A 21,688-nucleotide genomic window follows, 5' to 3' on the forward strand; every position below is an offset into this window, starting at 1 on the left:
CGGCGTGGGCCGCCGGACCGAGGTCCTCGACGCCGCGATCACCCTGCTCGGCGCGGGCGGGGTCCGCGCGGTGACCCATCGCGCGGTGGATGCCGAGGCGGGCCTGCCGGCCGGCGCCACGTCCAACCTGTTCCGGACCCGCGACGCGCTGCTCCGCGGCGTGGTCGACCGGTTCGCCGAGCGGGAGAGGGCGGTCTGGGACGAGATCGCCGCCGACCGCGCGCCGGCCACGCCCGCCGACCTCGCCGCGGCGCTGGCCACGGTCGCCCGCGAGGCGGTCGGCCCGCACCGCACGCTGACGCTGGCCCGCTACGTCATCCTCGTCGAGGCCGCGCACCACCCGGCGCTGCGCGCCCACCTGCTCGCCACCGGCCGGCGGGTCGACGCCTGGTTCACGATGTGGATGCGGGTGTCCGGCTCGCGGGACCCGGGGCGCGACGCGGCCATCATCGCGAACGCGTACACCGGCCTGGTCCTGCACGAGCTCGCCAACCCCGACCCCGCCTTCGATCCGGGCGGGCGCCTCACCCCGTTGGTGGAAGCGTTGCTGGGAGGCCCCGATGGACCGTGACGAGCTGTGGCGGGTGGTCGACGCCCAACGCCGCGCGCTGACCGACCAGCTCCAGGAGCTGTCCGACGACGAGTGGCGGCAGCCGTCGCTGTGCGCGGAGTGGACCGTGCGGGACGTCGTCGCGCACCTGACGTTCCAGCACATCCGGGTGGGGCAGGCGCTGCGCGACGTGGTTCGCGCGCGGGGCGACGTCGACCGGGCCGTCCGCGACGCACCACTCGTCAAGGCGGCGACGCCGACCACCGCGCTGATCGCCGAGATCCGGGGGCACATCGGCTCGCGCCGGCACATGCCGTTCATGACCGACAACGAGGCGCTGATCGACGTGCTGGTGCACAGCCAGGACATCATGCTGCCGCTGGGTCGGCGGCACGAGATGCCGCCGCACGCGGCCGCGGCGGCCGCCGCCCGGATCTGGTCGCGCCCGTGGCTGTTCCGCGCCATGAAACCGTTGCGGGCTTACGCGTTCGTCGCCACCGACGCCGACTTCCGGGTGGGCGCGGGGCCGGTCGTGGAGGGCCCGGTGGACGCGATCCTGCTGCTGATGACAGGGCGCCCCGTGGGACTGCCGCGGCTCACCGGGGCTGGTGCGCAGACGCTGCGGCGGTAGCGTGGAAGGCGAACCGATCCGCGCCGCTGCCGAGGAGGTCGCGATGAAGGGGTTGGAGAGCCGTACGTTCGACAAGCCGGACGAGACACGGCCGTTCGAGGGCAAGGGTTTCGCGGAGCTCGTGACGGTGGCCGGGCGGCCGATCAGCCGCGCCACGTTCGAGCCGGGCTGGCAGTGGTCGACCAACGTCAAGCCGATCGCCGGCACGCCGTCGTGCCTGACCTCGCACCTGGGCTATGTCCTATCCGGACGGATGCGCATCACGATGGACGACGGTCCCACGATGGAGGTGGGCCCGGGCGACGTGCTGGCCATCGAGCCGGGCCACGACGCGGAGGTGCTCGGCGACGAGTCCTGCGTCATGCTCGACTTCGGTGAGATCGGCGACTACGCGCGGCGCCGTTGACCCTACAGGGTGTTTCCGCTGGCCAGGGGCACGGTGGATACTGGTTCCCGTGACAGCGCAACGAGGTGTGCTCGACAGGGAGTTCCGCGCGACGCTGGTGAAGAGCCCGGCGAAGGGCGGACACACCTATGTGGTCTGGCCCGAGTCCGTCGCGTTCTTCGGCACCCGGGGTCTGGTGAAGGTGCGCGGGACGATCGACGGGCAGCCGTTCGAGAGCTCGTTCATGGCGATGGGCGACGGCCGGCACAAGCTTCCGGTCAAGGCCGAGGTCCGCAAGGCGATCGGCAAGGAAGCGGGCGCCACCGTGACGGTCGTGCTCGTGGAGCGGCTCGGCTAGTCGCGCCACCCGCCGGCGTGGTCTACCGTTCCCGTCATGCGGGTTGACTGGCGGGGCTTCACCGCGATGGGTGTCGCACTGGGCGCGGCGGTTCTCTGGGCCGTCGACATGGCGTACTGGCAGCCGCTCGTCGACCTGCAGGGCGAGTTCGCCTTCGACTACGCCGAGAACAACACCTACTGGGCGCGCGACCTACGCTTCTCCGCGATCGTCGCGATCGCGCTGGCGATCGTGCTCGCCGGCCGCGGTGGCCGGCTGGCGCGCTGGCTCGGCCCGGCCACCGGTGTCGCCTGGATCGCCACCGACCTGCTCGTCGACCGGGCAGACGTCGCGGGAGGCGGGGCGGCGGCGGTGCTCGCGATCGCGGGCGCGCTGGTCGCGGTCGCGGTGACGGGCCTCGTCCACCTCCGGGCCGGCCGCGGCGAGCCCCGCCTGCGTTCGCTGGTGATCAGCGCCGCGATCGCGGCGGCGCTGACGCCGCTCGTCTCCGGCACCGAGTCGCCGACCGACGCGGAGGCCGCCCTGACCCCCGCCGCCGCGACGCTCGGCGCCCTGCTGGCGGTGCTGACCCTGGCGCTGGCCGCCACCGCGGCGCCCGACCGGGCGAAGGTCAGGTGGACGGTCGGCGGCGTGGTCGCGCTCGGCACGGTCGTGGCGATCGTGCTCTGCCGCGTGCTCTCGCCCAGCAGCCGGCTCACGCCGATGATGCTGCTCGGCACGCTGCTGCTGGTCGGTGTGGCGCTGCTGAGCAGCGACCTCCCGCGCGGTCCACCGCCGTGGCTGGGCCAGCTGCCCAAGCTGCTGGTGCTCCTCGTGCTCTATCCGGCCCTCGTGCTGTTCATGCTGCTCGGCACGGTCTACGCCGTCCCCGTGGCGTCGTGGTTCACCGCCCTGTCCGGGAACCTCGCGGTCAACGCGGCCGACTCCGACACCCTCTACGCGCTGATCGGGGTCATCACCGGCACCGTGATCGGTTGGCTGCTGCTCGCGGTCAACCGGGTGCTCGTGCCCGCCCCGGCCCCGGCTCCCGCTCCCGCGCCGGAGGTCACCACCGCGGCCCGGTGACCCGCGACACGCCCGGGAACCACACGTGACGAGGAACCCGCCCGCGCCTTTCTTGACTCAGTCCAGAAAAGTGATCAGACTCTGATCCTGCGCCCGTCGCACGGGCCGCCCGCTTTTCTGAACTCGAGGAGAGAAGACCAACGTGTCACGTGAGCACCCGCAGGCGAGGTCGAACCGCGACTGGTGGCCCAACCTGCTGGACCTGACCGTCCTCCACCAGAGCCCCCCGGCGGGCAACCCGATGGGCGCGGAGTTCGACTACGCCAAGGAGTTCGAGAGCCTCGACCTCGCCGCGGTCAAGGCCGACATCAACGCGGTCATGACCACCTCGCAGGACTGGTGGCCGGCTGACTACGGCCACTACGGCCCGCTGTTCATCCGGATGGCCTGGCACAGCGCCGGCACCTACCGGATCTTCGACGGCCGCGGCGGCGCCAGCGCCGGCGACCAGCGGTTCGCGCCGCTGAACAGCTGGCCCGACAACGGCAACCTCGACAAGGCCCGTCGCCTGCTCTGGCCGGTGAAGAAGAAGTACGGCAAGAAGATCTCGTGGGCCGACCTCATGGTGCTGGCCGGCAACGTGGCGCTGGAGTCGATGGGCTTCGAGACCTTCGGCTTCGCCGGCGGCCGCGCCGACACCTGGGAGCCCGAGCAGATCAACTGGGGCAACGAGGACACCTGGCTCGGCGACAAGCGCTACAGCGGCGACCGCCAGCTCTCCAACCCCCTCGCGGCCGTGCAGATGGGCCTGATCTACGTCAACCCCGAGGGCCCCAACGGCAACCCGGACGCGCTCGCCGCGGCCCGCGACATCCGTGAGACGTTCCGCCGCATGGCGATGAACGACGAGGAGACCGTCGCGCTGATCGCCGGCGGCCACACCTTCGGCAAGGCGCACGGCGCCGGCCCCGCCCACCACGTCGGCGCCGAGCCCGAGGGCGCGCCGATCGAGCAGATGGGCCTCGGCTGGAAGAGCACCCACGAGACCGGTGTCGGCGCGCACGCCATCACCAGCGGCCTCGAGGGCGCCTGGACGAAGACGCCCACCCTGTGGGACAACACCTTCTTCGAGACGCTGTTCAGCTTCGAGTGGGAGCAGACCGAGAGCCCGGCCGGTGCCAAGCAGTGGAAGCCGGCCGACGGCGCGGGTGCCGACCTCGTGCCGGACGCGCACGACCCGGCCAAGCGGCACGCGCCGATGATGCTGACCACCGACCTCGCGCTGCGCGTCGACCCGATCTACGAGGAGATCTCGCGGCGGTTCTACGAGCACCCCGACCAGTTCGCCGACGCGTTCGCCCGCGCCTGGTTCAAGCTGACCCACCGCGACCTGGGCCCGATCCAGCGCTACCTCGGCGCCGAGGTCCCGGCCGAGGAGCTGATCTGGCAGGACCGGGTGCCGGCCGTCGACCACGAGCTCGTCGACGACGCCGACGTCGCGGCGCTCAAGGAGCGCATCCTGGCCTCCGGCCTGACGGTGGGCGAGCTGGTCTCGACCGCGTGGGCGTCGGCCTCGACGTTCCGCGGCACCGACAAGCGCGGCGGCGCCAACGGCGCCCGCATCCGGCTCGCGCCGCAGCGCGAGTGGGAGGTCAACGACCCCGCGCAGCTCGCCCGGGTGCTCGGCACCCTGGAGGGCATCGCGCGCGAGTTCAACACGGGCGCCAAGCGCGTCTCGCTCGCCGACCTGATCGTGCTCGGCGGCGGCGCCGCGATCGAGCAGGCCGCGAGGGCCGGCGGTCACGAGGTCACGGTGCCGTTCACGCCCGGCCGCACCGACGCGACCCAGGAGCAGACCGACATCGAGTCGTTCGCGGTGCTCGAGCCGACCGCGGACGGCTTCCGCAACTACCTCGGCAAGGGCCACCAGCGCCCGACCGAGCAGCTGCTGGTCGACCGGGCGCAGCTCCTGACGCTGACCGCGCCGGAGACGGCCGTGCTGGTGGGCGGCCTGCGGGTGCTGGGCGCCAACGCCGGGCAGTCGACGCACGGCGTGTTCACCGACCGCCCGGGCACGCTGACCAACGACTTCTTCGTCAACCTGGTCGAGTTCGGCGGCACGACGTGGCAGCCGACCTCCGAGGACGCGGAGATCTTCGAGGGTCGCGACGCGGTCACGGGCGAGCCGAAGTGGACGGCCACCCGCGCCGACCTCGTCTTCGGCTCCAACTCGGTGCTGCGCGCCCTGGCCGAGGTCTACGCGACCGACGACGCCAAGGAGACGTTCGTCGAGGACTTCGTGGCCGCCTGGGTCAAGGTCATGAACCTCGACCGGTACGACGTCTGACCTGAACACGAGAAGGCGCCGGGCGATCCGCCCGGCGCCTTTTCCGTGCCTTCGCCGACCGTCCACACCGGACCCGCGCGGCGCGGCGGGTGCGCCGGCGCCGGCCCGCGTAGAGTGCGCGGCGTGGCCCTCGACCGCGTCGCGCTCGCGTTGCCGTTCCGGGGCACCTGGCTCGCGCGCAACAGCCCGGCGCGGCGGGTGCCGAGCCACGGCACCGACCTGTTCGCGACGACGTACGCGATGGACTTCGTCGCCGTGCGCGGCCGCCGCACCGCCACCGTCCGCGACTGGCGGGCGCTGCTGTCCACCGAGCCGGTCGACCGGTTCTACGCCTTCGGCCAACCGGTGCTGGCGCCCGCGGCCGGCCGTGTGGTGGCGGTGTTCGACGGCCGGTCCGACGAGGTCGCGCGCCGCTCGGTCGTGGCGAAGGTGCCGTACGCGCTGACCCAGGCGACCCGGGTGCGGGCGGGCGCCGGCGCGATCGCCGGCAACCACGTCGTGCTCGCCCTGCCCGACGGCGGCGCCCACGTGCTGCTGGCGCACCTGCGGGCCGGGTCGGTCCGGGTCCGCGTGGGCGACGTCGTGACGACCGGTGACCAGATCGGGTCCTGCGGCAACTCGGGCAACTCCACGCAGCCGCACCTGCACATCCAGGCCATGGACGGACCCGATGCGTACGTCGCGACGGGGCTGCCCATGGCCTTCCGGTCCTACCGGGCGTGGCGCCGGCGGGGCGCGCGCCCGGTCGAGGTGGCCGAGGGCGTGCCCCGCGAGTCCGAGGTCGTCGAGGCGCTGACCTAGGTGGGGAGGTCCTCGCCGGACTGCTCGCGCACCATGTACAACGCGTACCAGTCGGGCCAGTTCGCGTCCTCCTGGCCGGTCCGCTTCTCGTGCTCGCCGTGCGCGGCCGACGCGCGGCGCATGGCGTTGGCCAGGTCCTCGACCGACGCGTACGCGGTGGCTGCCGCGTCGACCCGCCCGGGCAGCCGCGTCGTGACCTCCTGGACCAGCCAGCTGTTGCCGTCGGGGTCGCGGAACATCGTGAACGTCGTGTAGCTGCGGCTCTGCGGAGCCGGCCCGCTCGCCCGCCCCTCCGGCGTCACGTGGAACACCTCCTCCGCCTCGACCCCCGCGGCCCGCAGCGCGGCCCGGGCCTCCTGCGCGTCCGTGACGACGAGGTAGTTGTTCTGCGCCGAGCCGGGCGCGGCCGTCGTCTTGTTGCGGCCGAACTGCACGGAGCACGGCGAGCCCGGCGGCGTGAACTGGATCGTCCGCACGTCGCCCTGGGCCAGGTCGGCGTCGAGGCGCCACCCGATACCCGCGTAGAACTCCTTGGATCGGTCGGGGTCGGCCACCGGGATGACGACGACTTCGAGCTTCATGTCGACTGTCGCGGGCATCGAGCCTCCAATTTGTGCCAGTATCGTCGTTATTGGCCAGTATCCCGCCGGTACGTCGAAGGGGGCGTAGCCATGCCGGAACTCGCCGGCCAGACCGTGGTGCTGATCGGCGGCAGCGCGGGCATCGGGCTGGAGACGGCCCGCCGCGCCCGCGCCGAGGGCGCCGAGGTCGTGCTCACCGGCCGCGACCAGGGCCGGCTGGACCGGGCGGCCCGCGACGTCGGCGCCGCGCGTACGGCCTCCTTCGACGCCACCGACCCGGCGGCGATCGCCGGCTTCTTCGAGGACCTGCCCGGGCAGGTCGACCACGTGCTGGTCACCGCCGGCGGCCCGAACTACAAACCGCTGCTGGAGATGGAGCCCGCGGAGATCAGCGCGGCCATCGGCGACCACGCGGTCCAGGCCGTGGTCGTCGCCCGCCACGCCCGCGACCGCATGCGGCCCGGCGGCACGCTGCTGTTCATGGGCGGCACCGGCGGTCGGCGGATCAGCCGGGAGATCGGGATCGTCTCGGCGGCGTCGGCCGCGCTGCCACCCCTGATCGCCACGCTGGCGCTGGAGCTCGCGCCGATCCGGGTCAACCTGATCGCGGCCGGCTTCGTCGACACCCCGCTCTCCGCGCGGCTGCTCGGCCAGGCGATCGAGGAGCGCCGGGCCGAGCTGCGCGCGACGCTGCCGATCGCCCGCGTGGTGGAGGCCGCCGACGTCGCGGCGCTTGCCGTGCACCTCATGGCGAACACCGCGCTCACCGGCGCGACCTACGACATCGACGGCGGGCAGCAGTTCACCCGGTGACCTCGCCGGCCGCGGCCACGGAGCCCGCCGGCGCCGTCACCGTCAACTCGTCGCGCCCGGCCGCGTAGATCCGGGCGTGCACGACCGCGGAGCTGAAACACCAGTCGTGCGTGGCCTCGTGGACGAAGGTGAGCAGCCGGTCGTCGCCGCGGCCCGTCCCGACCAGGGTCCTGGCGGGTTGACGTCTGCGCCGGCCGGGGACATTGTTGGCGGCAACCTTTGTCGGTTCGACGAAAGGCGATGGATATGAGCGTGCCGCCGATCGACGTCGCCGGGTGGAAGATCGACGATCCGCTGGAGGTGGTCGCGGGCTGGTGCCGCGCGAATCCCGGCGTGCTGCGACGGTTCGACTTCGTCGCGGGGACGGCGCCGGCCCTCACCCCCGAACTGGTCGCGGCGACGCTGGCGGCCGACAGCCGGACCAACCGCGCCCAGGCGGCCTGGCTGCTGACGAAGTCGGCCGGCGCGCCGTGGGACGTGGTCCCGCCGGCGGCGACCCTGGCGGAGGCGGACCCGCTGGAGCAAGGCGGCCTCTACGAGGCGGCGGAGGCGCTGTACGGGCACTTCTACCGCGACCGGCCGCGCGGGATCGACCACACGAAGATCAGCACCTGCCTCTACCTGACGCGGCCGGCGCTGTTCCCGGTCCTGGACTACGGGGTCCTGCAGCGCTACCACCAGCCGGCCCGATCGGCGGCGCGCGACCTGGAGGACAGGCGCCGCGACCGCCGCTGGGTGCGCCGCACCTACTGGGCCGCGATCCGCGCGGACGTGCTGCGCGCGGTCGGCGCCCTGGACGACCTGCGGGCGGCGTTGCGCGCGGAGGGCGACCTCGTCGGCGAGGCCGGCGAACGCCTGAGCGACATCCGCCTGATCGACATCCTGGGCCGCGCCGCGGGCCGCTAGGCCGACATGCCCGAGTAGGTCAGCCAGCGTTCGCGCGGTGACAGGCGGAGGCGGACCCGGGCCGCGCCCGCCCAGCGCATGTCCGTCAGTTGTTCGAGGGTGCGTTCCTGCACCCGTTCCGCCACCTCGTTGAGCACCGCCTGCGCGTCGGCCACGTCGCGCGGCGCGTGCGTCAGCAGCACCACCAGTTTCGCCCGGCCGCGGACGAGGTCGCCGCGGCCGACGCGGGCCCGGGCGTACGCCACCTCGGTGTGCTCGGCGTAGACGCCGAGGTTATCGGCCACCATCGCCAGCAGGCGGGGTGAGCCGACCGTGCGGTTGGGGATCTCCCAGCGCAGCCAGAGCGGGTACGGCACCCGGCCCGTGACCGACGCGCCCGTGCGCCGGCTCGACTGCGGGAACGAGCAGCGCATCGGCTGGCTCAGCGCCACCTTGTAACCGGCGAACGCGCCGTCGTCGCCGTGGTCGGCGCCGTCCGCGTCCCACAGGCCGCCGCGTTCCGCGATCAGCTTCAGGCCGTCGTCCCAGCCGCCCGACCAGGCCGGCGCCGCGACGTCCGCGCCCTCCGCCAACGGCACCACGAGATTGATGAAACCGATCTTGCGTACGCTCGACAGCGCCGCCGCCAGCACGCCCGCGCCGCTGGACCGGATGCGGGCGACCACGTCCGCGGCCATGCCCAGCCGGGCCGGGCCCATCACCGTGGCGATCATCGCGTGCTTCGGCAGGTGCATCGGGGTCTCGGGGAAGAGTCGGGCCCGCACCTGCCGGTAGCGTTCGCGGTCGAAGCCCCGGATCGTGAACCACTCGCCCGGCACCCGGTTGAACCGGCGGTCGTTGAGCTTCAGCCCCAGGCCGAACTCCTCCGCGAGCTCGACCAGGCCGCGCTCGAAGTCCAGCCGGGCGGTCGGCTCGTGCGGGTTCACCGCGACCGACAGCCGTACGCACGGACCGATGGCGTCCCGCAGCCGCTCGTGCGACCCGTCGCCGCGCGCCGAGATCTGCTGGTCGACGAACGGCGCCACCGGCGAGTGCAGGTGCACGACCGGCCCGCGCCCCCGGTCGACGGCGAGCTGGCAGACCCGGGTCAGCACGGCGCCGGTCACCAGACTGTCGCGATAGGACGGTGACCAGTGCGTGCTGTTGAGTGTCAGCAGCGCGTCGATCCGCCGGTTCGGCTCGTTGAGGAAGCCGGGGTTGGGCACGGAGAAGCCGTCGTACGCGTGGGTGTCGTCCCGATCCGTCCGCAGTGGCGTACCCACCTCGAACGGCTCGCTGAACACCGTCGCGGCCGCCGGCCAGGCCGACACGCACATCGCGAGGCCGGCGACCGAGAACAGCCAGAAGTCGCTCGGCCACTGGGCCAGGTCGGGCGGCGGCGGGTCGGCGGTGGGCTCGGACAGCCCGTCGGCCGTGAAGCCGGCCGGGCCGTGCACCAACCGCAGCCGGACCGACGACGTGTCGGCGCCCGCCGCCTCGGCCGCGATCGTCGCGAGCTCCGACGACCTCGACGTCCGTCGCTCCATCTCACACCTCCCCGCGTGCGTCGAAGACCGCGTCCGGCGCGTACGCCCGGCGGGACCGACTCCGGGTGGCCAGCAACCAGCGCGGCAGCCGGGCCGACCGGGACACCGCGCTGCGCCGCCGGGCCCGCCGCGCGACGAACTCGAGCAGGCAGCAGACCAGGATGAGGCAGAGCACCGCCATGCCGATCTGGAACGCGCGGGTGATCCCCAGGTCGGTGTGCACCGTGCCGGCCGCGATCGCGAGCCCGGTGGTCACCGCGACCGAGACGAACGCCAGCGAGCGCTGGAACTGGCGCAGCTGTCCCAGCACCGAGTGGGTGCTGGGCAGGTCGAGCCGCGCGATCAGCAGGCCCGGCACCAGCAGCAGCACCGCGACGACCGCGTCGGCCTGCTCCGGCACCGAGTTCGGCGTGACCGCACCCGAGTAGAGCCAGGCCAGCCCGCCGGTCAGCAGGGTGCCGATGCCGAGCACCACCGCGACGAGGCCGGCGACCATCCGGGTGATGCCCTCGATCAGCGCCGGCGCCTCGTCGGCCAGCGACAGGTAGGCCACGGCCCGCACCGGTTGTGTCGAGTGTGGACTGAGGTCGACGTTCGGGCGGCGCCAGTGCGCGTGGGCGCCGTGCTCGCGCGGGTCGTTGTCGGTGGTGATGTCATGGCCGAGCTGGTAGTCCCGGATGCCCGACGCGAGGGCGGGCAGCGCCGCGCCGGCCAGCGGGCCGCGGGCGAGGTGGCGCATGCCGTCCGCCGAGTAGTGCGCGGCGAACGCGGCCAGCACCGGGACGGTGCAGTCGCCCCGGCCGAGCGCGGCGACCACCTCGTCGCCGGTCATGCCGGGCGGCCCGCCGTTGGCCGGCTCCGCGCCGAGGGACCGGTGCCGCTCGGCGATGTAGCGCCGGTAGCTGGTCAGGTCGGTCAGCCGCCGCCGGCCGATCTCGGCGAGCCGGGAGGCGATGCCCTGCAGCTCCAGCTCGAGCAGCTTCCGGTGCGGCGCGGCCCCGGCGCTCGCCTCGGCGAGCATCTCCACGTCCTGGGTCAGCGCCTGCACGAAGTCGTCGTCGACGTCGCTGGACAGCACGAACCGGCGGACGTTGACCTCCTCGTTGACCTCGACCGTGAGGTGGTAGGCGCCGACGGAGCGCGGGATGGCGGTCTCGTACTCGACGACGAACTCGCGGTTGACCGGGAGCACGCTCTGCGCCAGCCGTTGCAGCGGCGCGCTCGGGCGGCGGCCGGGCAGCAGCGGCGCGTCCCAGGCCAGGAACCGGCGCGGATGGGCGGCGTCGAGCAGCACGATGAGCATGTACTGACTGCAGGCGAGGCTGAGCAGGTGCGCGAAGGGCAACCGGATCCCGTTTCGCCCGTCGGCCGGCCACAGCTCGTCGAGCCCGGCGAGCGCGAGGTCGCGGACGGCCCGGGCGTCGGCCTCGCGCCCGTCCGCCGAGGAGGCCAGGAGGCGGGCGTAGTCGAGCGGCGTGCGCACACCCGTCTCCGGCAGCGACCCGGCGGTGACGAGCTCGGCCAGCGCCGCCTCGACCAGCCAGCGCGACCGCTGGTGGGTGTGCCGGAGCTTGTGCACCACGGTGTCGCGGACGGTCACGTCGCGGTGGGCGTCGATCAGCATCGTCAGCAGCCGGACGAACGCGGCCGCGGTCACCCGGTTGGAGTCGCGGTGGGTGAACCGCGGCACCACCTCGCCGGTCGAGTCCTTGACCACCACCGGCGCGAGGTCGCTGCGGCTGTAGCGGGAGATCGGGATCCACAGCGCGTTGCCGTGCAGGCTTTCCGCCGGAGCCATGATCCGGCGGCGCTGCGCGTCCGCGATCGCCGCCAGGTCCACGTCGACGCTGACGGAGCGGGTCATGTGGCCGCGGTCGATCAGCGTGAGATGCTCCGCGACCCGCGGGACGTGGTCGAGCCGCAGCGATAGGTCCATCAGGGCGAGCCCGAGCGCCGCCTCGCGCTGGGTGTAGGTGGGCGGCGCCGAGGGCACCGGCAACGTCTCGATCAGCGCGCGGAGGTCATCGAACGGATCTCTGCTGTCTGTCGGCATGGCGGATCCGGGCCTCGCCTTCGATGCGTCTGTCGTGAACCTATGCGAGGAGGAGACTGATGACCACCGATCAGATCTCCGGATGTCCGAAAGCGGACAGGTCGCCGGCGACGTCACGGAGCGGCCGGGGGAACGCGTCGACGAGCGCCGGGCTCTAGCCATCGACGGTGATCACTAATAGTATTTGTGCGGATACCGTCCGAGAGGAGACTGTCGTGTCGCTCACCGTTCCGCCCGACCTGCTCGCCGAAGCCGAACGCGGCGAGGTCGCGCCCGAGGACTTCGTCGCGTGTGTCCGCACGTCGCTGCCGTATGCCTGGGAGCTGATCAGCCGCGTCGCCGGCGACCTGTCCACGAGCGACGCCGAGTTCGCCGACAACGTGCTGCCACCACCGTCCGAACAGGAGCGTGGACAGCTGCTGCGAGCGCTGGCCAGCGACGCGATCCGCGGCGGCCTCGAGCGCCACTTCGGCGTCAAGCTCGCCTTCCAGAACTGCCACCGGGTCGCGGCGTTCCGCCCGTCGGCGGTCGGCGGCGAGACCTACCGGCGGTTCACCTCGGCCCGCGGCCAGCTCCTCAACCAGTCGCCCGAGCTGCGTGACTGCTGACCACCACCTGTTCCTGCTCGCCGGCCGGTTCCCCGGCGTCAGCGACGCGGAGACGCTCGCCTCGGCGGTCAGCTACGCGCTGGCCGCCGAGCGCCTCGGGTTCGCGGGCGTCTGGCTGGCCGAGCACCATTTCATCTCGTACGGGACGTGCCCGTCCGCGACCGCGCTGGCCGGCAACCTGCTCGGCGCGACGCGTCGCATCCGGGTCGGCACCGCCGCCTGCGTGCTCTCCAACCGCCACCCGGTGGCCCTGGCGGAGGAGGCGGTGCTGCTCGACGAGCTGTCCGGCGGCCGGTTCGCGCTCGGCGTCGCCCGCGGCGGCCCGTGGGTCGACCTGGAGGTGTTCGGCACCGGGCTCGACCGCTTCACGACCGGCTTCCCGGAGGCCCTCGACCTGCTGCTCCGATGGCTCTCCGGGGCACCGCGGGTCGGCGCCGGCGGCCCGGTGTTTCGGTTCCGCCCGGTCGCCGTCGTGCCGCGGCCACGCCGGCCGATGCCCGTCTGGGTCGCCGCGACCTCACCGTCCACGGTGGAGACAGCGGCCGCCCGCGGCCTGCCGCTCCTGCTCGGGATGCACGCGACCGACGCGGAGCACGCCGACCTGCTCGCCCGCTACCGCCGGGTGGCGGCCGCCCACGGGCACGACCCGGCGGCGGTGCCGCACGCCAGCGCCCACCTCGCCCAGGTGGGCGACGGGGCCACCGAGCTGGTCCGCGAACGACTGCCGGCCCTGCTCGCGGGAACCCGCGAGTACGTCCGGCTGGACGGCTCGGAGCCGGCCCAGCGCGACCTGACGGCGTACACCGCGCACCTGCTCGACGTCGGCGCGGTCGGCCACGCGCGGGAGGTGCGCCGGCGGCTCGCGGACTCGGCCGCCGCCACCGGCGTACGCCATCAGCTCCTGATGGTCGAGGCCGCCGGCACGCGGCCCGAGGTGACCGCGAACATCGAGGCCCTCGCCGCCGCCCTGCTCCACTAGTAGCGGACGTCGCTCTGCAGCAGCGGCGGGTACACGGTGGACTCCCGGCCGTCGACCGTCGCGCCGGCGAACTGCAGCATGGCCTGCTGCGCGCCGTGCATGGGTGCCGGGTAGTCCAGGTCGGGGGCGGACACCTCGTCGAGCGTGCGGAGGTGGTCGTCGCCCAGCGCGACCTCCAGACCGTCCAGGTTGGACTCCAGGTGCGCGACCCGGCGGGCGCCGACCAGCGGGACGACCGTGCCCGGACGGGCGCGCAGCCAGGCCAGCGACACCGCGGCCACGCTGGTGCCCAGCTCGTCGGCGATCGCCGCGGCCGCCTCGATCACGGCGTAGTCGGCGTCGCTGGGCCCGCCCACGTACGCGCTGCGGGCCGAGTCCGTGACCTGCGTGCCGCGCCGGTACTTGCCCGACAGGAAGCCGTTGCGCAGCGGGCTCCACGGCGTCAGCGCCAGGCCCTGGTCGCGGGCGAACGGTGCCAGCTCACCCTCGACGGTCCGGGCGAGCAGAGAATATTCCACCTGCAGCGCGATCAGCGGCGTCCAGCCGCGCAGCTGGGCCATGGTCTGCGCCTGCGCGGTCACCCACGCCGGCGTGTTGGAGAAGCCGACGTACCGGATCTTCCCCGCCCGGACCAGGTCGTCGAGGGTCTGCATGGTCTCCTCGATCGGGGTGTGCCGGTCCCAGTTGTGCATCCAGTAGAGGTCGACGCGGTCGGTCTGGAGCCGGCGCAGCGACTCGTCGAGCTGCGCGATGATCGAGCTCCGGCCCGCGCCGCCGCCGTTGGGGTCGCCGGGGAACATGTTGAAGAAGAACTTCGTCGCGAGTACGACGCGGTCGCGCAGCCCTGGCCGGGCGGCGAACCAGTCGCCGAGGATCTTCTCCGAGTGGCCGTTGGTGTAGAAGTTGGCGGTGTCGACGAAGTTGCCGCCGCGCTCCAGGTAGGTCGCCAGGATCTTCTCGGACTCCGCGACGTCGCAGCCGGCGCCGCCGGGGTCGCTGCCGAAGGTCATCGCGCCGAGGGCGAACGGGCTGACCCGGAGTCCGGACCGGCCGAGGGTGACGTAGTTGTCGAGTGCCATGGGTCAATCGAACGCCGCGGGCACGGCCGCGGGTAGACCGATCGGCGCCGGCTCTTGCCCGATCCTGCCGATCTCAGGGCAGGGCGGTCGCCGGGGCCAGCAGGCGGGCGGCGTCCCGGCTCGGCGGGGCACCGAACTCGCGCCGGTACTCGCGGCTGAACTGCGACGGGCTGTCGTACCCGACGCGGTGGCCGACCTGGCTGATCTCGCCCGGGTGGCTGGCCAGCAGCAGCCGCGCCTGTTGCAGCCGGATCCGCTTCTGGAACTGGATCGGGCTCATGGCGGTGACCGTCTGGAAGTTGCGGTGGAAGGCGGAGACGCTCATCCCGGCGAGCCGGGCCAGGTCCTCGACCCGGAACGGCTGCGCGTAGTTGTCGCGGATCCAGCGCACGGCCCGCTCGACGTGCCGCAGCCCGCTGTCGGGCAGGCCGAGCTGGCGGACCAGGCCGCCCTGCTCGCCGGTCATCACGCGCCAGAGGATCTCCCGCTTCACCAGCGGGGCGAGCACCGCCCGGTCGCGCGGCTGGTCGAGCAGCCGGAGCAGGCGGACCACCGCGTCGACCAGCTCGGCGGACGCGTCGCTGACCGCGATGCCGGGTGGCGCGGCCGCCGGCACCTCGCCGGGGCCGGCACCCACGAGCAGGTCCGCGATCTCGTCCGGGCGCAGCACGAGCCCGAAGCCCAGCGCGGGGCTCGCCACGGTGGCGCCGACGAAGTGCCCGGTGACCGGCAGGTCGACCGAGGCGACGAGGTACTGGCCGGCCGCGTACTCGTGGACCCGGTCGCCCAGCGACAACCGCTTGGCGCCCTGCGCGATGAGCGCGAGGACGGTGCCGGACATCGACGGCGACGGCGGCAGCGAGCGGTCGACCTTGGAGATCAACACTCCGTCGATGTCGGTCGTCCAGTCGGGCCGGGCGTGCCGCGCCAGCAGGGCGCGAAGCTCGTCGAGCTGCATCACCCGATTTCAGCACACACCGGGTCGGCCCAGCTCGGGAGTGGGATCAGGCAGAAGGGATGGCCGGCCGGGTCGGCGTAGACGCCCGCACCGTCGAGCTTGCGGGCGCCCAGCGCCAGCACGGCCGCTCCGGCGGCCACTGGGTCGTCGACCATGACGTCGAGGTGGATCTGCTGCGGCACGGCGGGATCGGGCCAGGTCGGCGGGCGGTGGTCGGGTGCGCGCTGGAAGGCCAGGCCGGACGCGCGGTCGGAGGTGGCGACGACGGCGAAGTCGTCGTCGCGGTAGGTGATCGGCAACCCGAGCAGCGCGCTGTAGAAGCGGGCGGACGCGTCGGGATCCGGGCAGTCGAGGATCGTGTGGTGCAGACGTCCGATCATCGACCAGACGTTATACGGTGAGGACGACCTTGCCCCGCCCGTGCCCGGGTTCGACGTCGCGGTGCGCGTCGGCCGCGGCCGCCAGGGGATAGGTCCGGCGGACGTGGATCTTCAGGGCGCCGCGGTCCTGCAGGTCGGCCAGCGCGGCCAGGCGGGCGGCCGACCGGGCCGGCGGGGTGACCCGGACGCCCAGTGCGGCGGCCCGGCCGTGGTCGACCAGCGTCAGGATCCGGTCGCGGTCGCGCACCAGCTCGAGGGAGACGTCCAGGGCCGCGCCGCCGGCGCCGTCCAGGGCCGCGTCGAAGCCACCCGGAGCCGCCGCCGTCAGCCGGTCGGCAAGGCCTGCCCCGTAGGCGACCGGGACCGCGCCCAGGTCGCGCAGGTAGGCGTGGTTCTCCGGGCGGGCGGTCGCGACGACCGTCGCACCGGCCGCTACCGCGAGCTGCACCGCGACCGTGCCGACCGCGCCCGCGGCGCCGTGCACCAGCAGCGTCTCGCCCGCGCCCGGCCGGATCTCCGCGAGCGCGATGTGCGCCGTCTGCGCGCCCGCGGAGAAGCCGCCCCCGATCTCCCACGGCATGCCCGCCGGCTTGACGACGACCTGGTCGGCGGGCACCGCGATCAGCTCGGCGTACGCGCCGAGCTGGCCGAAGCCGAGCACCTCGGTGCCTGCCGCGAGGTCGGCGGTGCCCACCTCGACCACCCCGGCGAACTCGTTGCCCGGCACGCGCGGGAACGTCGGCGGGACACCGGCCGGCAGCCAGCCGGCGCGGACCGCGCAGTCGTAGGGCTGCACGCCCGCGGCGCGTACCCGGACCAGCACCTGCCCTTCGGCCGGGACCGGATCGGGCAGCTCCATCAACCGGAGCACGTCGGGACCACCTGGCGCGGTGAAGGCAGCGGCACGCATGCGGGCCAGTCTGCGACCTCAACCCGGCTTGAGGTCAACGCTCAGTGTGTCGGCAGGTCCGGCTCGTCGGAGCCCTGGGGGCGCGACCCGAAGATGCGGCGCTCCGACTCGTCGATGCGGTGGTCGTTGATGCTCGCCTCGCGCCGGCGCATCAGCCCGTGCTCGTCGAACTCCCACAGCTCGTTGCCGTAGCTGCGCCACCACTGGCCGGTGCCGTCGTGCGACTCGTACTGGAAGCGGACCGCGACCCGGTCGTCGGTGAACGACCACAGGTTCTTGCGCAGCGCGTAGTCGAGCTCGCGGGACCACTTGTCGGTCAGGAACTCGACGATCGCCGGGCGCCCGACGATGAACAGGTCGCGGTTGCGCCAGACCGAGTCCTCCGTGTACGCGAGCGAGACGCGCCGCGGATCACGGGTGTTCCAGGCGTCCTCCGCGGCCTGCACCTTCTGGCGCGCGCTGGCCTCGTCGAACGGCGGCAGTGGTGGTCGGTCGGTCATCGCGGACACCCCCTCCGACCGACCGTAACGCCGTCTAGGACTGCCCGGGGGCGAACTGGGCCAGGGCCATCTGCCGGCCGGCCTCGGTCTCGTCGGCGGTGGCGGTGCCGGACGCCTCGACCACGGCCACCCACTCGTCGATCGAGCCGCGGGAGAACTCCTGGACCTCGGGGGAGCCCGCCGCCGCGATCGGGTCCTCGAACACCTCGCCGGCCAGGAACAGGGCCAGGCCGAGCAGGGCGCCGTCCCAGCCGGGGCCGACGAACAGCGCGCCGGCGCCGCTGCCGGCCATCTCGATCGGCACCGTGTGCGTGAACGCGAGCTCGGTGTCGTCGCCGGCGCCGGGGGAGAGGGTCAGGTCGACCACGCTGGTGGGGCCGCCGAAGGTGATGGTCAGCCGGTGCGGCGGCTCGCAGTGCCGGATCTCGCCGCCGGCGTTGCCCTCGAGCTGGAACGAGCCGCCGGGGCGCAGGTCGCCGCTCACGGGATAGAACCAGCGCCTGACCCGGTCGGGGTCGGTGATCGCGTCCCAGACGTCGGCGACCGGCGCCTGGTAGGTCCGGCGGAGCGTCACGCGGACCTCCTCGCCACCGCCGCCCGCGGCGGGGCCGGTGCCGACCTCGCGGTGGATCGCCTTGAGGTGCTGGGCGATGTCGATCATCCGCCTGTCCTTCCTGTCGGCGGCGGGCGGGCGCCCGCCGGTGCCGTGCCACAGTCTTGCAGCAGCCACTTATATAAGTCCAGAGTTAATTCTCTACAGGTCGGCCAGCAGCGCGTCGAGGCGGTCGGTGTCGAGCCAGCCGTTCACCGCGACCGTGCCGGCGGCGTCGACGTCCACCTGGACCCGGTCGACGGTGCCGTCGTCCGGAATGTGGTCGCCGAGCACGACGAACTCCTGGTTGGTCGAACCGGCCCAGGGGCGGTCGTGGTCGATCCGGTCCCGCAGGAAGGGTCCCGCGATCAGCAGATCGGTGGCGGCGAGCAGGCGGGCCACGCCCGGCTGCCGGGTGGCCTGGCGGCGCAGGGCGGCGTAGGTGTAGCCCGAGAACGTGAGCATCGACCGGCCACCGGCGCGCACCCGCCGGGCCACCTCGGCCAGCCCGTCCGCCTGTTCGAACGGCTCGCCACCGAGCAGGGTCAGCCCCGTCGACGGCTCGCCGAGCACCCGGGCCGCCAGCGCGGCGGCCGTCCAGCGGATGCCGCCTTCGGCCGCGAAGAGGTGCGGGTTGAAGCACCCGGCACACCGGATGGTGCAACCCCGCACCCAGACGGCGGTACGCACGCCGGGACCTTCGGCCGTCGTGGTCGCCAGGTAGCGGGCGACGGTGACGGTCGGCTCAGACATCGACGATGCGGTCCGGATAGGCGGCCGGGTTCTGCGGCGGGGGCGGCGGGGGCGGCTGCGCCGGGTGGGCGACGATCAGCGGGAGGACCCGGACGTACTCGTGGGGCTGCAGGCCCGCGACGTCGGAGAACTGGTAGACGTCCGTGAAGCCGCCGAGCCGGTCCCGGGCGGCGAGGGCGAGCGCGGCCCGCCGGATGTCGAAGTGGGGCAGGGCGGCGATCTCGTCGACGCCGGCCGCGTTGACGTCGACGGGCTCGGCCGGGGGAGCGGGCCGGTCCGGGGGCGCAGTGGCGTAGCCCGGCGGCGGCACCAGGGGCGGTGTGGCGGCCCCGGGCCGGGTGCGCCACCGGAGCCACTCCGCGTTGACGAAGAACGCCTGGACGGCGCTGAACAGCCAGGCCAGCGCCAGCACGCCGGTGATCCACTCGTACGCGGTGGAGCCCTCCGCCACCGTCCCGAAGGCGATGTAGGCCGGGAACGCGACGGCGACGTACAGGATCCCGCTGATCCAGATCGACCTGCGGCGCATCACGGCGCCCAGCACGATGAACGCGCCACCGCCCAGGCAGCCGAGGCCGCCGATCGCCAGCAGGAGCCAGGAACTCTGGCCGAGCCGCCACCAGAAGCCGCGGTCAGTGCCGGTCGACATCGGGCACCACCTCCGTCGCGTCGACCCGGGTCCGCGCGCGGTGGATGTCCGCGGTGTAGGCGCTGGACACCGTGGTCGCGTCCAGCAGGTCCTCGAGCACCGCGATGTGGTCGAGGCAGCCGGGCCCGTGCACGCCGTCGGTCCGCGCGCTGACCGTGCCGTCGGCGGCCACCACCACCGTCACCGTCTCCCGCGCGGTCACCCGCGCCGCCGTTCGACCGCGAAGACCATCCGCACCGCCGCGTCGTCGGTGACCGTCTCGGACTCCAGCCGCAGCCCGGCCGCCGGGGCGCGGTTTCGCAGCCGCTCGACGACCGCCGCCTGCACCTTCCGGCCGTACGCGACGTCGAGCCGACGGACGATCTCGACCGCCCGCTCCTCGTCGACGCCGCCGCGGAAGTGTGCCGCCCAGACGCCCTCGGCGTCGCGGGTGAACGCGGCGGTGACGCCGGCCCAGAGCGCGTCGATCCGGTCGGTGGCGTCGGTGACGACGGCCCCGGTCTCCCGCAGCGCCGCCGCGAGCAGGCCGCTGTCGCGCATCCGGGTGGAGACCGTGCAGGTGGTGCCGCCCGCGCGGGCCTGGATCACCGCGGCCGCCGCGAGGGCCGCCGGGACCAGGATCAGGGACACGCTCATCGCACCCTCCCGCGCTCGTCGCGCACGTCAGAACTCGACATGGCGCCCGCCGTGGGGGCGCTGCCGCCCGTCGGCGCCGGGCCGCACCGGGCCCGGCTCGGGGTCGAGGTCCTCGGCGGCGGTCGCGGCGACCGCGCGGGCGTCGGCCCAGGCCCGCACGGCCGCGATCCGTTCGGCCTGGGTGACGCTGAGCGGCACCATGTTGGCCAGGGCCCGGACCACGTCGTCGCGGCGCAGCGGCCGTCGCTCGGCGAACGCGTCGTAGACCGCCGCGACGAGCGCGTGCTCGATCTCGGCGCCGGAGCAGCCCGCGCTGAGCCCGGTCAGCTCCGCGACCAGTCCGGCGTCGACCGTGAGGGGGGCGCCCACCCGCGGGTGGCGTAGCCACCGTCCGAGATGGAGCGTCCAGATCGCGTCGCGCTCGGCGCGGGTCGGCAGGTCGACGAAGAACACCTCGTCGAACCGGCCCTTGCGGAGCAGCTCGGGTGGCAGGTGCTCGATCTGGTTGGCGGTGGCGATGACGAACACCGGGCGGCTCTTCTCCTGCATCCAGGTCAGGAACGAGCCGAACACCCGTGACGAGGTGCCGGAGTCGTTGGCGCCGGTGTCGGCGAAGCCCTTCTCGATCTCGTCGATCCAGAGCACGCAGGGCGAGACGGCCTCGGCGGTCCGGATCGCCCCGCGCATGTTCTGCTCGCTCGACCCGACCAGCCCGGCGAACACCCGGCCGATGTCGAGGCGCAGCAGCGGGATGCCCCACGCGGCGGCGACCGCCTTGGCGGTCAGCGACTTGCCGCAGCCGGGCACGCCGGTGATCAGCACGCCGCGCGGCGCCGGCAGGCCGTAGTCCGCGGCGTCGGCCAACCAGGCGCCCTCGCGCCGGCCGAGCCAGCGCTTGAGGGTCTCCAGGCCGCCGATGTCGGTCAGGCGCGGGCCGCTGTCGACGAACTCGAGCAGGCCCGCCTTGCGTACCGTCTGCCGCTTCTCCTCCAGGATCACGGGGAGGTCGGCCAGGTGCAGCACGCCGTCGTCGACCATCGCGCGGGCGAAGGCGTTCTCGGCCTCGTGCAGCGTCAGACCGAGCGCGGCCTTGGCGAACCGCTCGCGGCCGGCGTCGTCGAGGTCGACACGCAGGCGCGGTGAGCCCGCGTTCGCGCGCAGCATGCCGTCGAGCACGCCGCGGATCTCCTGTTCGGACGGCAGTGGGAAGTCCGCGACGGTGACGTCCTTCTCCAGCTCCACCGGCACCCGGCTCACCGGCGATACCAGCACGAGCGTGCGGGGCTCGGATTCGGAGCGGAAGGCGGTCGCGACGTCGCGGAGCCGGCGGATCACGGCGGGGTCGCCGGGGTGACCGGGCCCGCCCAGCACGGGGTGGAGGTCGCGGAAGACCGCGACCAGCGGCTGCCCCACCCGCAGCAGCGCGTCGAGCGCGTCGGCCGGGTCCGTGGTGCGGGCCTGTTCCTCGCCGTCGTCGCGGCGCAGGCCGTCGGTCAGCGACCAGGTCCACACCGGACGGGGCTTGCGGACGAGGTCGGCGTCGCCGGCGACGGCGCGCACCTCGAAGAGCACCCGCAGCTCCTCGTGCGACTCGATGGAGACGATGGGGAAGCGGGCCTTGAGCAACTGGGCGAGGGTGGTCCGGAAGGGCTGCTCCACAGGAGAGCAGTCTGCCGCACCCGGACCAC

Annotated in this window: 25 protein-coding genes; 11 read left to right on the forward strand and 14 right to left on the reverse strand. The window is 73.7% G+C overall.

Annotated elements, in window-relative coordinates; translation table 11 throughout:
• Nucleotides 1-4 precede the first annotated feature (4 nt).
• From Asi02nite_RS22880 to Asi02nite_RS22910, 7 genes are all read left to right on the forward strand, one after another.
• Nucleotides 5-571, forward strand: a complete 567-nt coding sequence (locus Asi02nite_RS22880) for a TetR/AcrR family transcriptional regulator (protein ID WP_203715940.1) — start codon at nt 5-7, stop codon at nt 569-571.
• Nucleotides 561-1,181 (forward strand): maleylpyruvate isomerase family mycothiol-dependent enzyme, encoded by a 621-nt coding sequence (locus Asi02nite_RS22885; RefSeq protein ID WP_203715941.1) that lies wholly within the window; start codon nt 561-563, stop codon nt 1,179-1,181. Before Asi02nite_RS22880 ends, Asi02nite_RS22885 begins: the two co-directional genes overlap by 11 nt.
• Before the next feature lie 43 nt (nt 1,182-1,224).
• Entirely contained in the window at nt 1,225-1,587 is a 363-nt protein-coding gene (locus Asi02nite_RS22890; protein WP_203715942.1) for a cupin domain-containing protein, read from the forward strand.
• 49 nt (nt 1,588-1,636) lie between these two features.
• On the forward strand, nt 1,637-1,924 hold the full coding sequence (locus Asi02nite_RS22895) for a DUF1905 domain-containing protein (protein WP_203715943.1): 288 nt from the start codon (nt 1,637-1,639) through the stop codon (nt 1,922-1,924).
• 36 nt (nt 1,925-1,960) lie between these two features.
• On the forward strand, nt 1,961-2,989 hold the full coding sequence (locus Asi02nite_RS22900) for a hypothetical protein (protein WP_203715944.1): 1,029 nt from the start codon (nt 1,961-1,963) through the stop codon (nt 2,987-2,989).
• A gap of 142 nt (nt 2,990-3,131) precedes the next feature.
• Nucleotides 3,132-5,276 (forward strand): catalase/peroxidase HPI, encoded by a 2,145-nt coding sequence (gene katG, locus Asi02nite_RS22905; RefSeq protein WP_203715945.1) that lies wholly within the window; start codon nt 3,132-3,134, stop codon nt 5,274-5,276.
• A 123-nt stretch (nt 5,277-5,399) separates the two neighbouring features.
• A complete protein-coding gene (locus Asi02nite_RS22910; RefSeq protein WP_239126952.1) occupies nt 5,400-6,077 on the forward strand; it encodes a M23 family metallopeptidase in 678 nt (225 codons plus the stop codon).
• Here Asi02nite_RS22910 and Asi02nite_RS22915 read toward each other — a convergent pair.
• Nucleotides 6,074-6,676: a VOC family protein gene (locus Asi02nite_RS22915; RefSeq protein ID WP_239126955.1), complete on the reverse strand. Its 603-nt coding sequence runs from the start codon at nt 6,674-6,676 to the stop codon at nt 6,074-6,076. The two genes, Asi02nite_RS22910 and Asi02nite_RS22915, sit on opposite strands and share 4 nt — an antisense overlap.
• A 72-nt stretch (nt 6,677-6,748) precedes the next feature.
• Here Asi02nite_RS22915 and Asi02nite_RS22920 point away from each other — a divergent pair, with 72 nt between their 5' ends.
• Nucleotides 6,749-7,471, forward strand: coding sequence for an SDR family NAD(P)-dependent oxidoreductase (locus Asi02nite_RS22920; RefSeq protein WP_203715947.1), 723 nt, complete (start codon nt 6,749-6,751; stop codon nt 7,469-7,471).
• Between the two features lie 246 nt (nt 7,472-7,717).
• Entirely contained in the window at nt 7,718-8,377 is a 660-nt protein-coding gene (locus tag Asi02nite_RS22925) for a DUF6308 family protein (protein WP_203715948.1), read from the forward strand.
• Here Asi02nite_RS22925 and Asi02nite_RS22930 read toward each other — a convergent pair.
• Nucleotides 8,374-9,903 (reverse strand): hypothetical protein, encoded by a 1,530-nt coding sequence (locus Asi02nite_RS22930; RefSeq protein WP_203715949.1) that lies wholly within the window; start codon nt 9,901-9,903, stop codon nt 8,374-8,376. The genes Asi02nite_RS22925 and Asi02nite_RS22930 overlap by 4 nt on opposite strands.
• A 1-nt stretch (nt 9,904) precedes the next feature.
• Complete coding sequence (locus tag Asi02nite_RS22935; RefSeq protein WP_203715950.1) at nt 9,905-11,956, reverse strand: hypothetical protein; 2,052 nt, start codon at nt 11,954-11,956, stop codon at nt 9,905-9,907.
• Nucleotides 11,957-12,171: 215 nt separating this feature from the next.
• Between Asi02nite_RS22935 and Asi02nite_RS22940 the strand changes: the two genes are divergently transcribed.
• Nucleotides 12,172-12,564 (forward strand): SCO5389 family protein, encoded by a 393-nt coding sequence (locus Asi02nite_RS22940; protein WP_203715951.1) that lies wholly within the window; start codon nt 12,172-12,174, stop codon nt 12,562-12,564.
• Nucleotides 12,554-13,543 (forward strand): LLM class flavin-dependent oxidoreductase, encoded by a 990-nt coding sequence (locus tag Asi02nite_RS22945; protein ID WP_203715952.1) that lies wholly within the window; start codon nt 12,554-12,556, stop codon nt 13,541-13,543. The genes Asi02nite_RS22940 and Asi02nite_RS22945 overlap by 11 nt, the downstream gene beginning before the upstream one ends.
• Here the strand turns inward: Asi02nite_RS22945 and Asi02nite_RS22950 are convergent.
• The 11 genes from Asi02nite_RS22950 to Asi02nite_RS23000 all read right to left on the reverse strand — a co-directional run bounded on the left by Asi02nite_RS22950 (nt 13,540) and on the right by Asi02nite_RS23000 (nt 21,659).
• Nucleotides 13,540-14,622: an aldo/keto reductase gene (locus Asi02nite_RS22950; RefSeq protein WP_203715953.1), complete on the reverse strand. Its 1,083-nt coding sequence runs from the start codon at nt 14,620-14,622 to the stop codon at nt 13,540-13,542. The genes Asi02nite_RS22945 and Asi02nite_RS22950 overlap by 4 nt on opposite strands.
• Before the next feature lie 73 nt (nt 14,623-14,695).
• On the reverse strand, nt 14,696-15,580 hold the full coding sequence (locus tag Asi02nite_RS22955; protein ID WP_203715954.1) for an AraC family transcriptional regulator: 885 nt from the start codon (nt 15,578-15,580) through the stop codon (nt 14,696-14,698).
• Complete coding sequence (locus Asi02nite_RS22960; RefSeq protein WP_203715955.1) at nt 15,580-15,960, reverse strand: VOC family protein; 381 nt, start codon at nt 15,958-15,960, stop codon at nt 15,580-15,582. The genes Asi02nite_RS22955 and Asi02nite_RS22960 overlap by 1 nt, the downstream gene beginning before the upstream one ends.
• Nucleotides 15,961-15,970: 10 nt before the next feature.
• Nucleotides 15,971-16,870: an NADP-dependent oxidoreductase gene (locus tag Asi02nite_RS22965; RefSeq protein WP_203715956.1), complete on the reverse strand. Its 900-nt coding sequence runs from the start codon at nt 16,868-16,870 to the stop codon at nt 15,971-15,973.
• A gap of 41 nt (nt 16,871-16,911) precedes the next feature.
• Nucleotides 16,912-17,370: a nuclear transport factor 2 family protein gene (locus Asi02nite_RS22970; RefSeq protein WP_203715957.1), complete on the reverse strand. Its 459-nt coding sequence runs from the start codon at nt 17,368-17,370 to the stop codon at nt 16,912-16,914.
• Between the two features lie 34 nt (nt 17,371-17,404).
• Nucleotides 17,405-18,031: an SRPBCC domain-containing protein gene (locus Asi02nite_RS22975; RefSeq protein ID WP_203715958.1), complete on the reverse strand. Its 627-nt coding sequence runs from the start codon at nt 18,029-18,031 to the stop codon at nt 17,405-17,407.
• Nucleotides 18,032-18,124: 93 nt separating this feature from the next.
• Entirely contained in the window at nt 18,125-18,715 is a 591-nt protein-coding gene (locus Asi02nite_RS22980) for a 4Fe-4S single cluster domain-containing protein (protein ID WP_203715959.1), read from the reverse strand.
• Nucleotides 18,708-19,364 (reverse strand): helix-hairpin-helix domain-containing protein, encoded by a 657-nt coding sequence (locus Asi02nite_RS22985; RefSeq protein WP_203715960.1) that lies wholly within the window; start codon nt 19,362-19,364, stop codon nt 18,708-18,710. Before Asi02nite_RS22985 ends, Asi02nite_RS22980 begins: the two co-directional genes overlap by 8 nt.
• Nucleotides 19,348-19,566: a DUF2997 domain-containing protein gene (locus Asi02nite_RS22990; RefSeq protein WP_203715961.1), complete on the reverse strand. Its 219-nt coding sequence runs from the start codon at nt 19,564-19,566 to the stop codon at nt 19,348-19,350. The genes Asi02nite_RS22985 and Asi02nite_RS22990 overlap by 17 nt, the downstream gene beginning before the upstream one ends.
• Nucleotides 19,563-20,000, reverse strand: a complete 438-nt coding sequence (locus tag Asi02nite_RS22995; RefSeq protein ID WP_203715962.1) for a hypothetical protein — start codon at nt 19,998-20,000, stop codon at nt 19,563-19,565. The genes Asi02nite_RS22990 and Asi02nite_RS22995 overlap by 4 nt, the downstream gene beginning before the upstream one ends.
• A 27-nt stretch (nt 20,001-20,027) precedes the next feature.
• Complete coding sequence (locus tag Asi02nite_RS23000; protein ID WP_203715963.1) at nt 20,028-21,659, reverse strand: Ycf46 family AAA ATPase; 1,632 nt, start codon at nt 21,657-21,659, stop codon at nt 20,028-20,030.
• Between the last annotated feature and the right edge of the window lie 29 nt (nt 21,660-21,688).

This window comes from Asanoa siamensis, from assembly GCF_016862555.1.
Taxonomy (GTDB): Bacteria; Actinomycetota; Actinomycetes; order Mycobacteriales; family Micromonosporaceae; genus Asanoa; species Asanoa siamensis.

Coding starts and splice junctions, on each gene's coding strand:
- Asi02nite_RS22900 (WP_203715944.1), top strand. CDS start 1,961: ATGCGGGTTGACTGGCGGGGCTTCACCGCGATGGGTGTCGCACTGGGC.
- Asi02nite_RS22915 (WP_239126955.1), bottom strand. CDS start 6,676: ATGCCCGCGACAGTCGACATGAAGCTCGAAGTCGTCGTCATCCCGGTG.
- Asi02nite_RS22885 (WP_203715941.1), top strand. CDS start 561: ATGGACCGTGACGAGCTGTGGCGGGTGGTCGACGCCCAACGCCGCGCG.
- Asi02nite_RS22955 (WP_203715954.1), bottom strand. CDS start 15,580: ATGCAGCTCGACGAGCTTCGCGCCCTGCTGGCGCGGCACGCCCGGCCC.
- Asi02nite_RS22890 (WP_203715942.1), top strand. CDS start 1,225: ATGAAGGGGTTGGAGAGCCGTACGTTCGACAAGCCGGACGAGACACGG.
- Asi02nite_RS22980 (WP_203715959.1), bottom strand. CDS start 18,715: ATGTCTGAGCCGACCGTCACCGTCGCCCGCTACCTGGCGACCACGACG.
- Asi02nite_RS22930 (WP_203715949.1), bottom strand. CDS start 9,903: ATGGAGCGACGGACGTCGAGGTCGTCGGAGCTCGCGACGATCGCGGCC.
- Asi02nite_RS22965 (WP_203715956.1), bottom strand. CDS start 16,870: ATGCGTGCCGCTGCCTTCACCGCGCCAGGTGGTCCCGACGTGCTCCGG.
- Asi02nite_RS22960 (WP_203715955.1), bottom strand. CDS start 15,960: ATGATCGGACGTCTGCACCACACGATCCTCGACTGCCCGGATCCCGAC.
- Asi02nite_RS22970 (WP_203715957.1), bottom strand. CDS start 17,370: ATGACCGACCGACCACCACTGCCGCCGTTCGACGAGGCCAGCGCGCGC.
- Asi02nite_RS22975 (WP_203715958.1), bottom strand. CDS start 18,031: ATGATCGACATCGCCCAGCACCTCAAGGCGATCCACCGCGAGGTCGGC.
- Asi02nite_RS22935 (WP_203715950.1), bottom strand. CDS start 11,956: ATGCCGACAGACAGCAGAGATCCGTTCGATGACCTCCGCGCGCTGATC.
- Asi02nite_RS22950 (WP_203715953.1), bottom strand. CDS start 14,622: ATGGCACTCGACAACTACGTCACCCTCGGCCGGTCCGGACTCCGGGTC.
- Asi02nite_RS22995 (WP_203715962.1), bottom strand. CDS start 20,000: ATGAGCGTGTCCCTGATCCTGGTCCCGGCGGCCCTCGCGGCGGCCGCG.
- Asi02nite_RS22920 (WP_203715947.1), top strand. CDS start 6,749: ATGCCGGAACTCGCCGGCCAGACCGTGGTGCTGATCGGCGGCAGCGCG.
- Asi02nite_RS22925 (WP_203715948.1), top strand. CDS start 7,718: ATGAGCGTGCCGCCGATCGACGTCGCCGGGTGGAAGATCGACGATCCG.
- Asi02nite_RS22985 (WP_203715960.1), bottom strand. CDS start 19,364: ATGTCGACCGGCACTGACCGCGGCTTCTGGTGGCGGCTCGGCCAGAGT.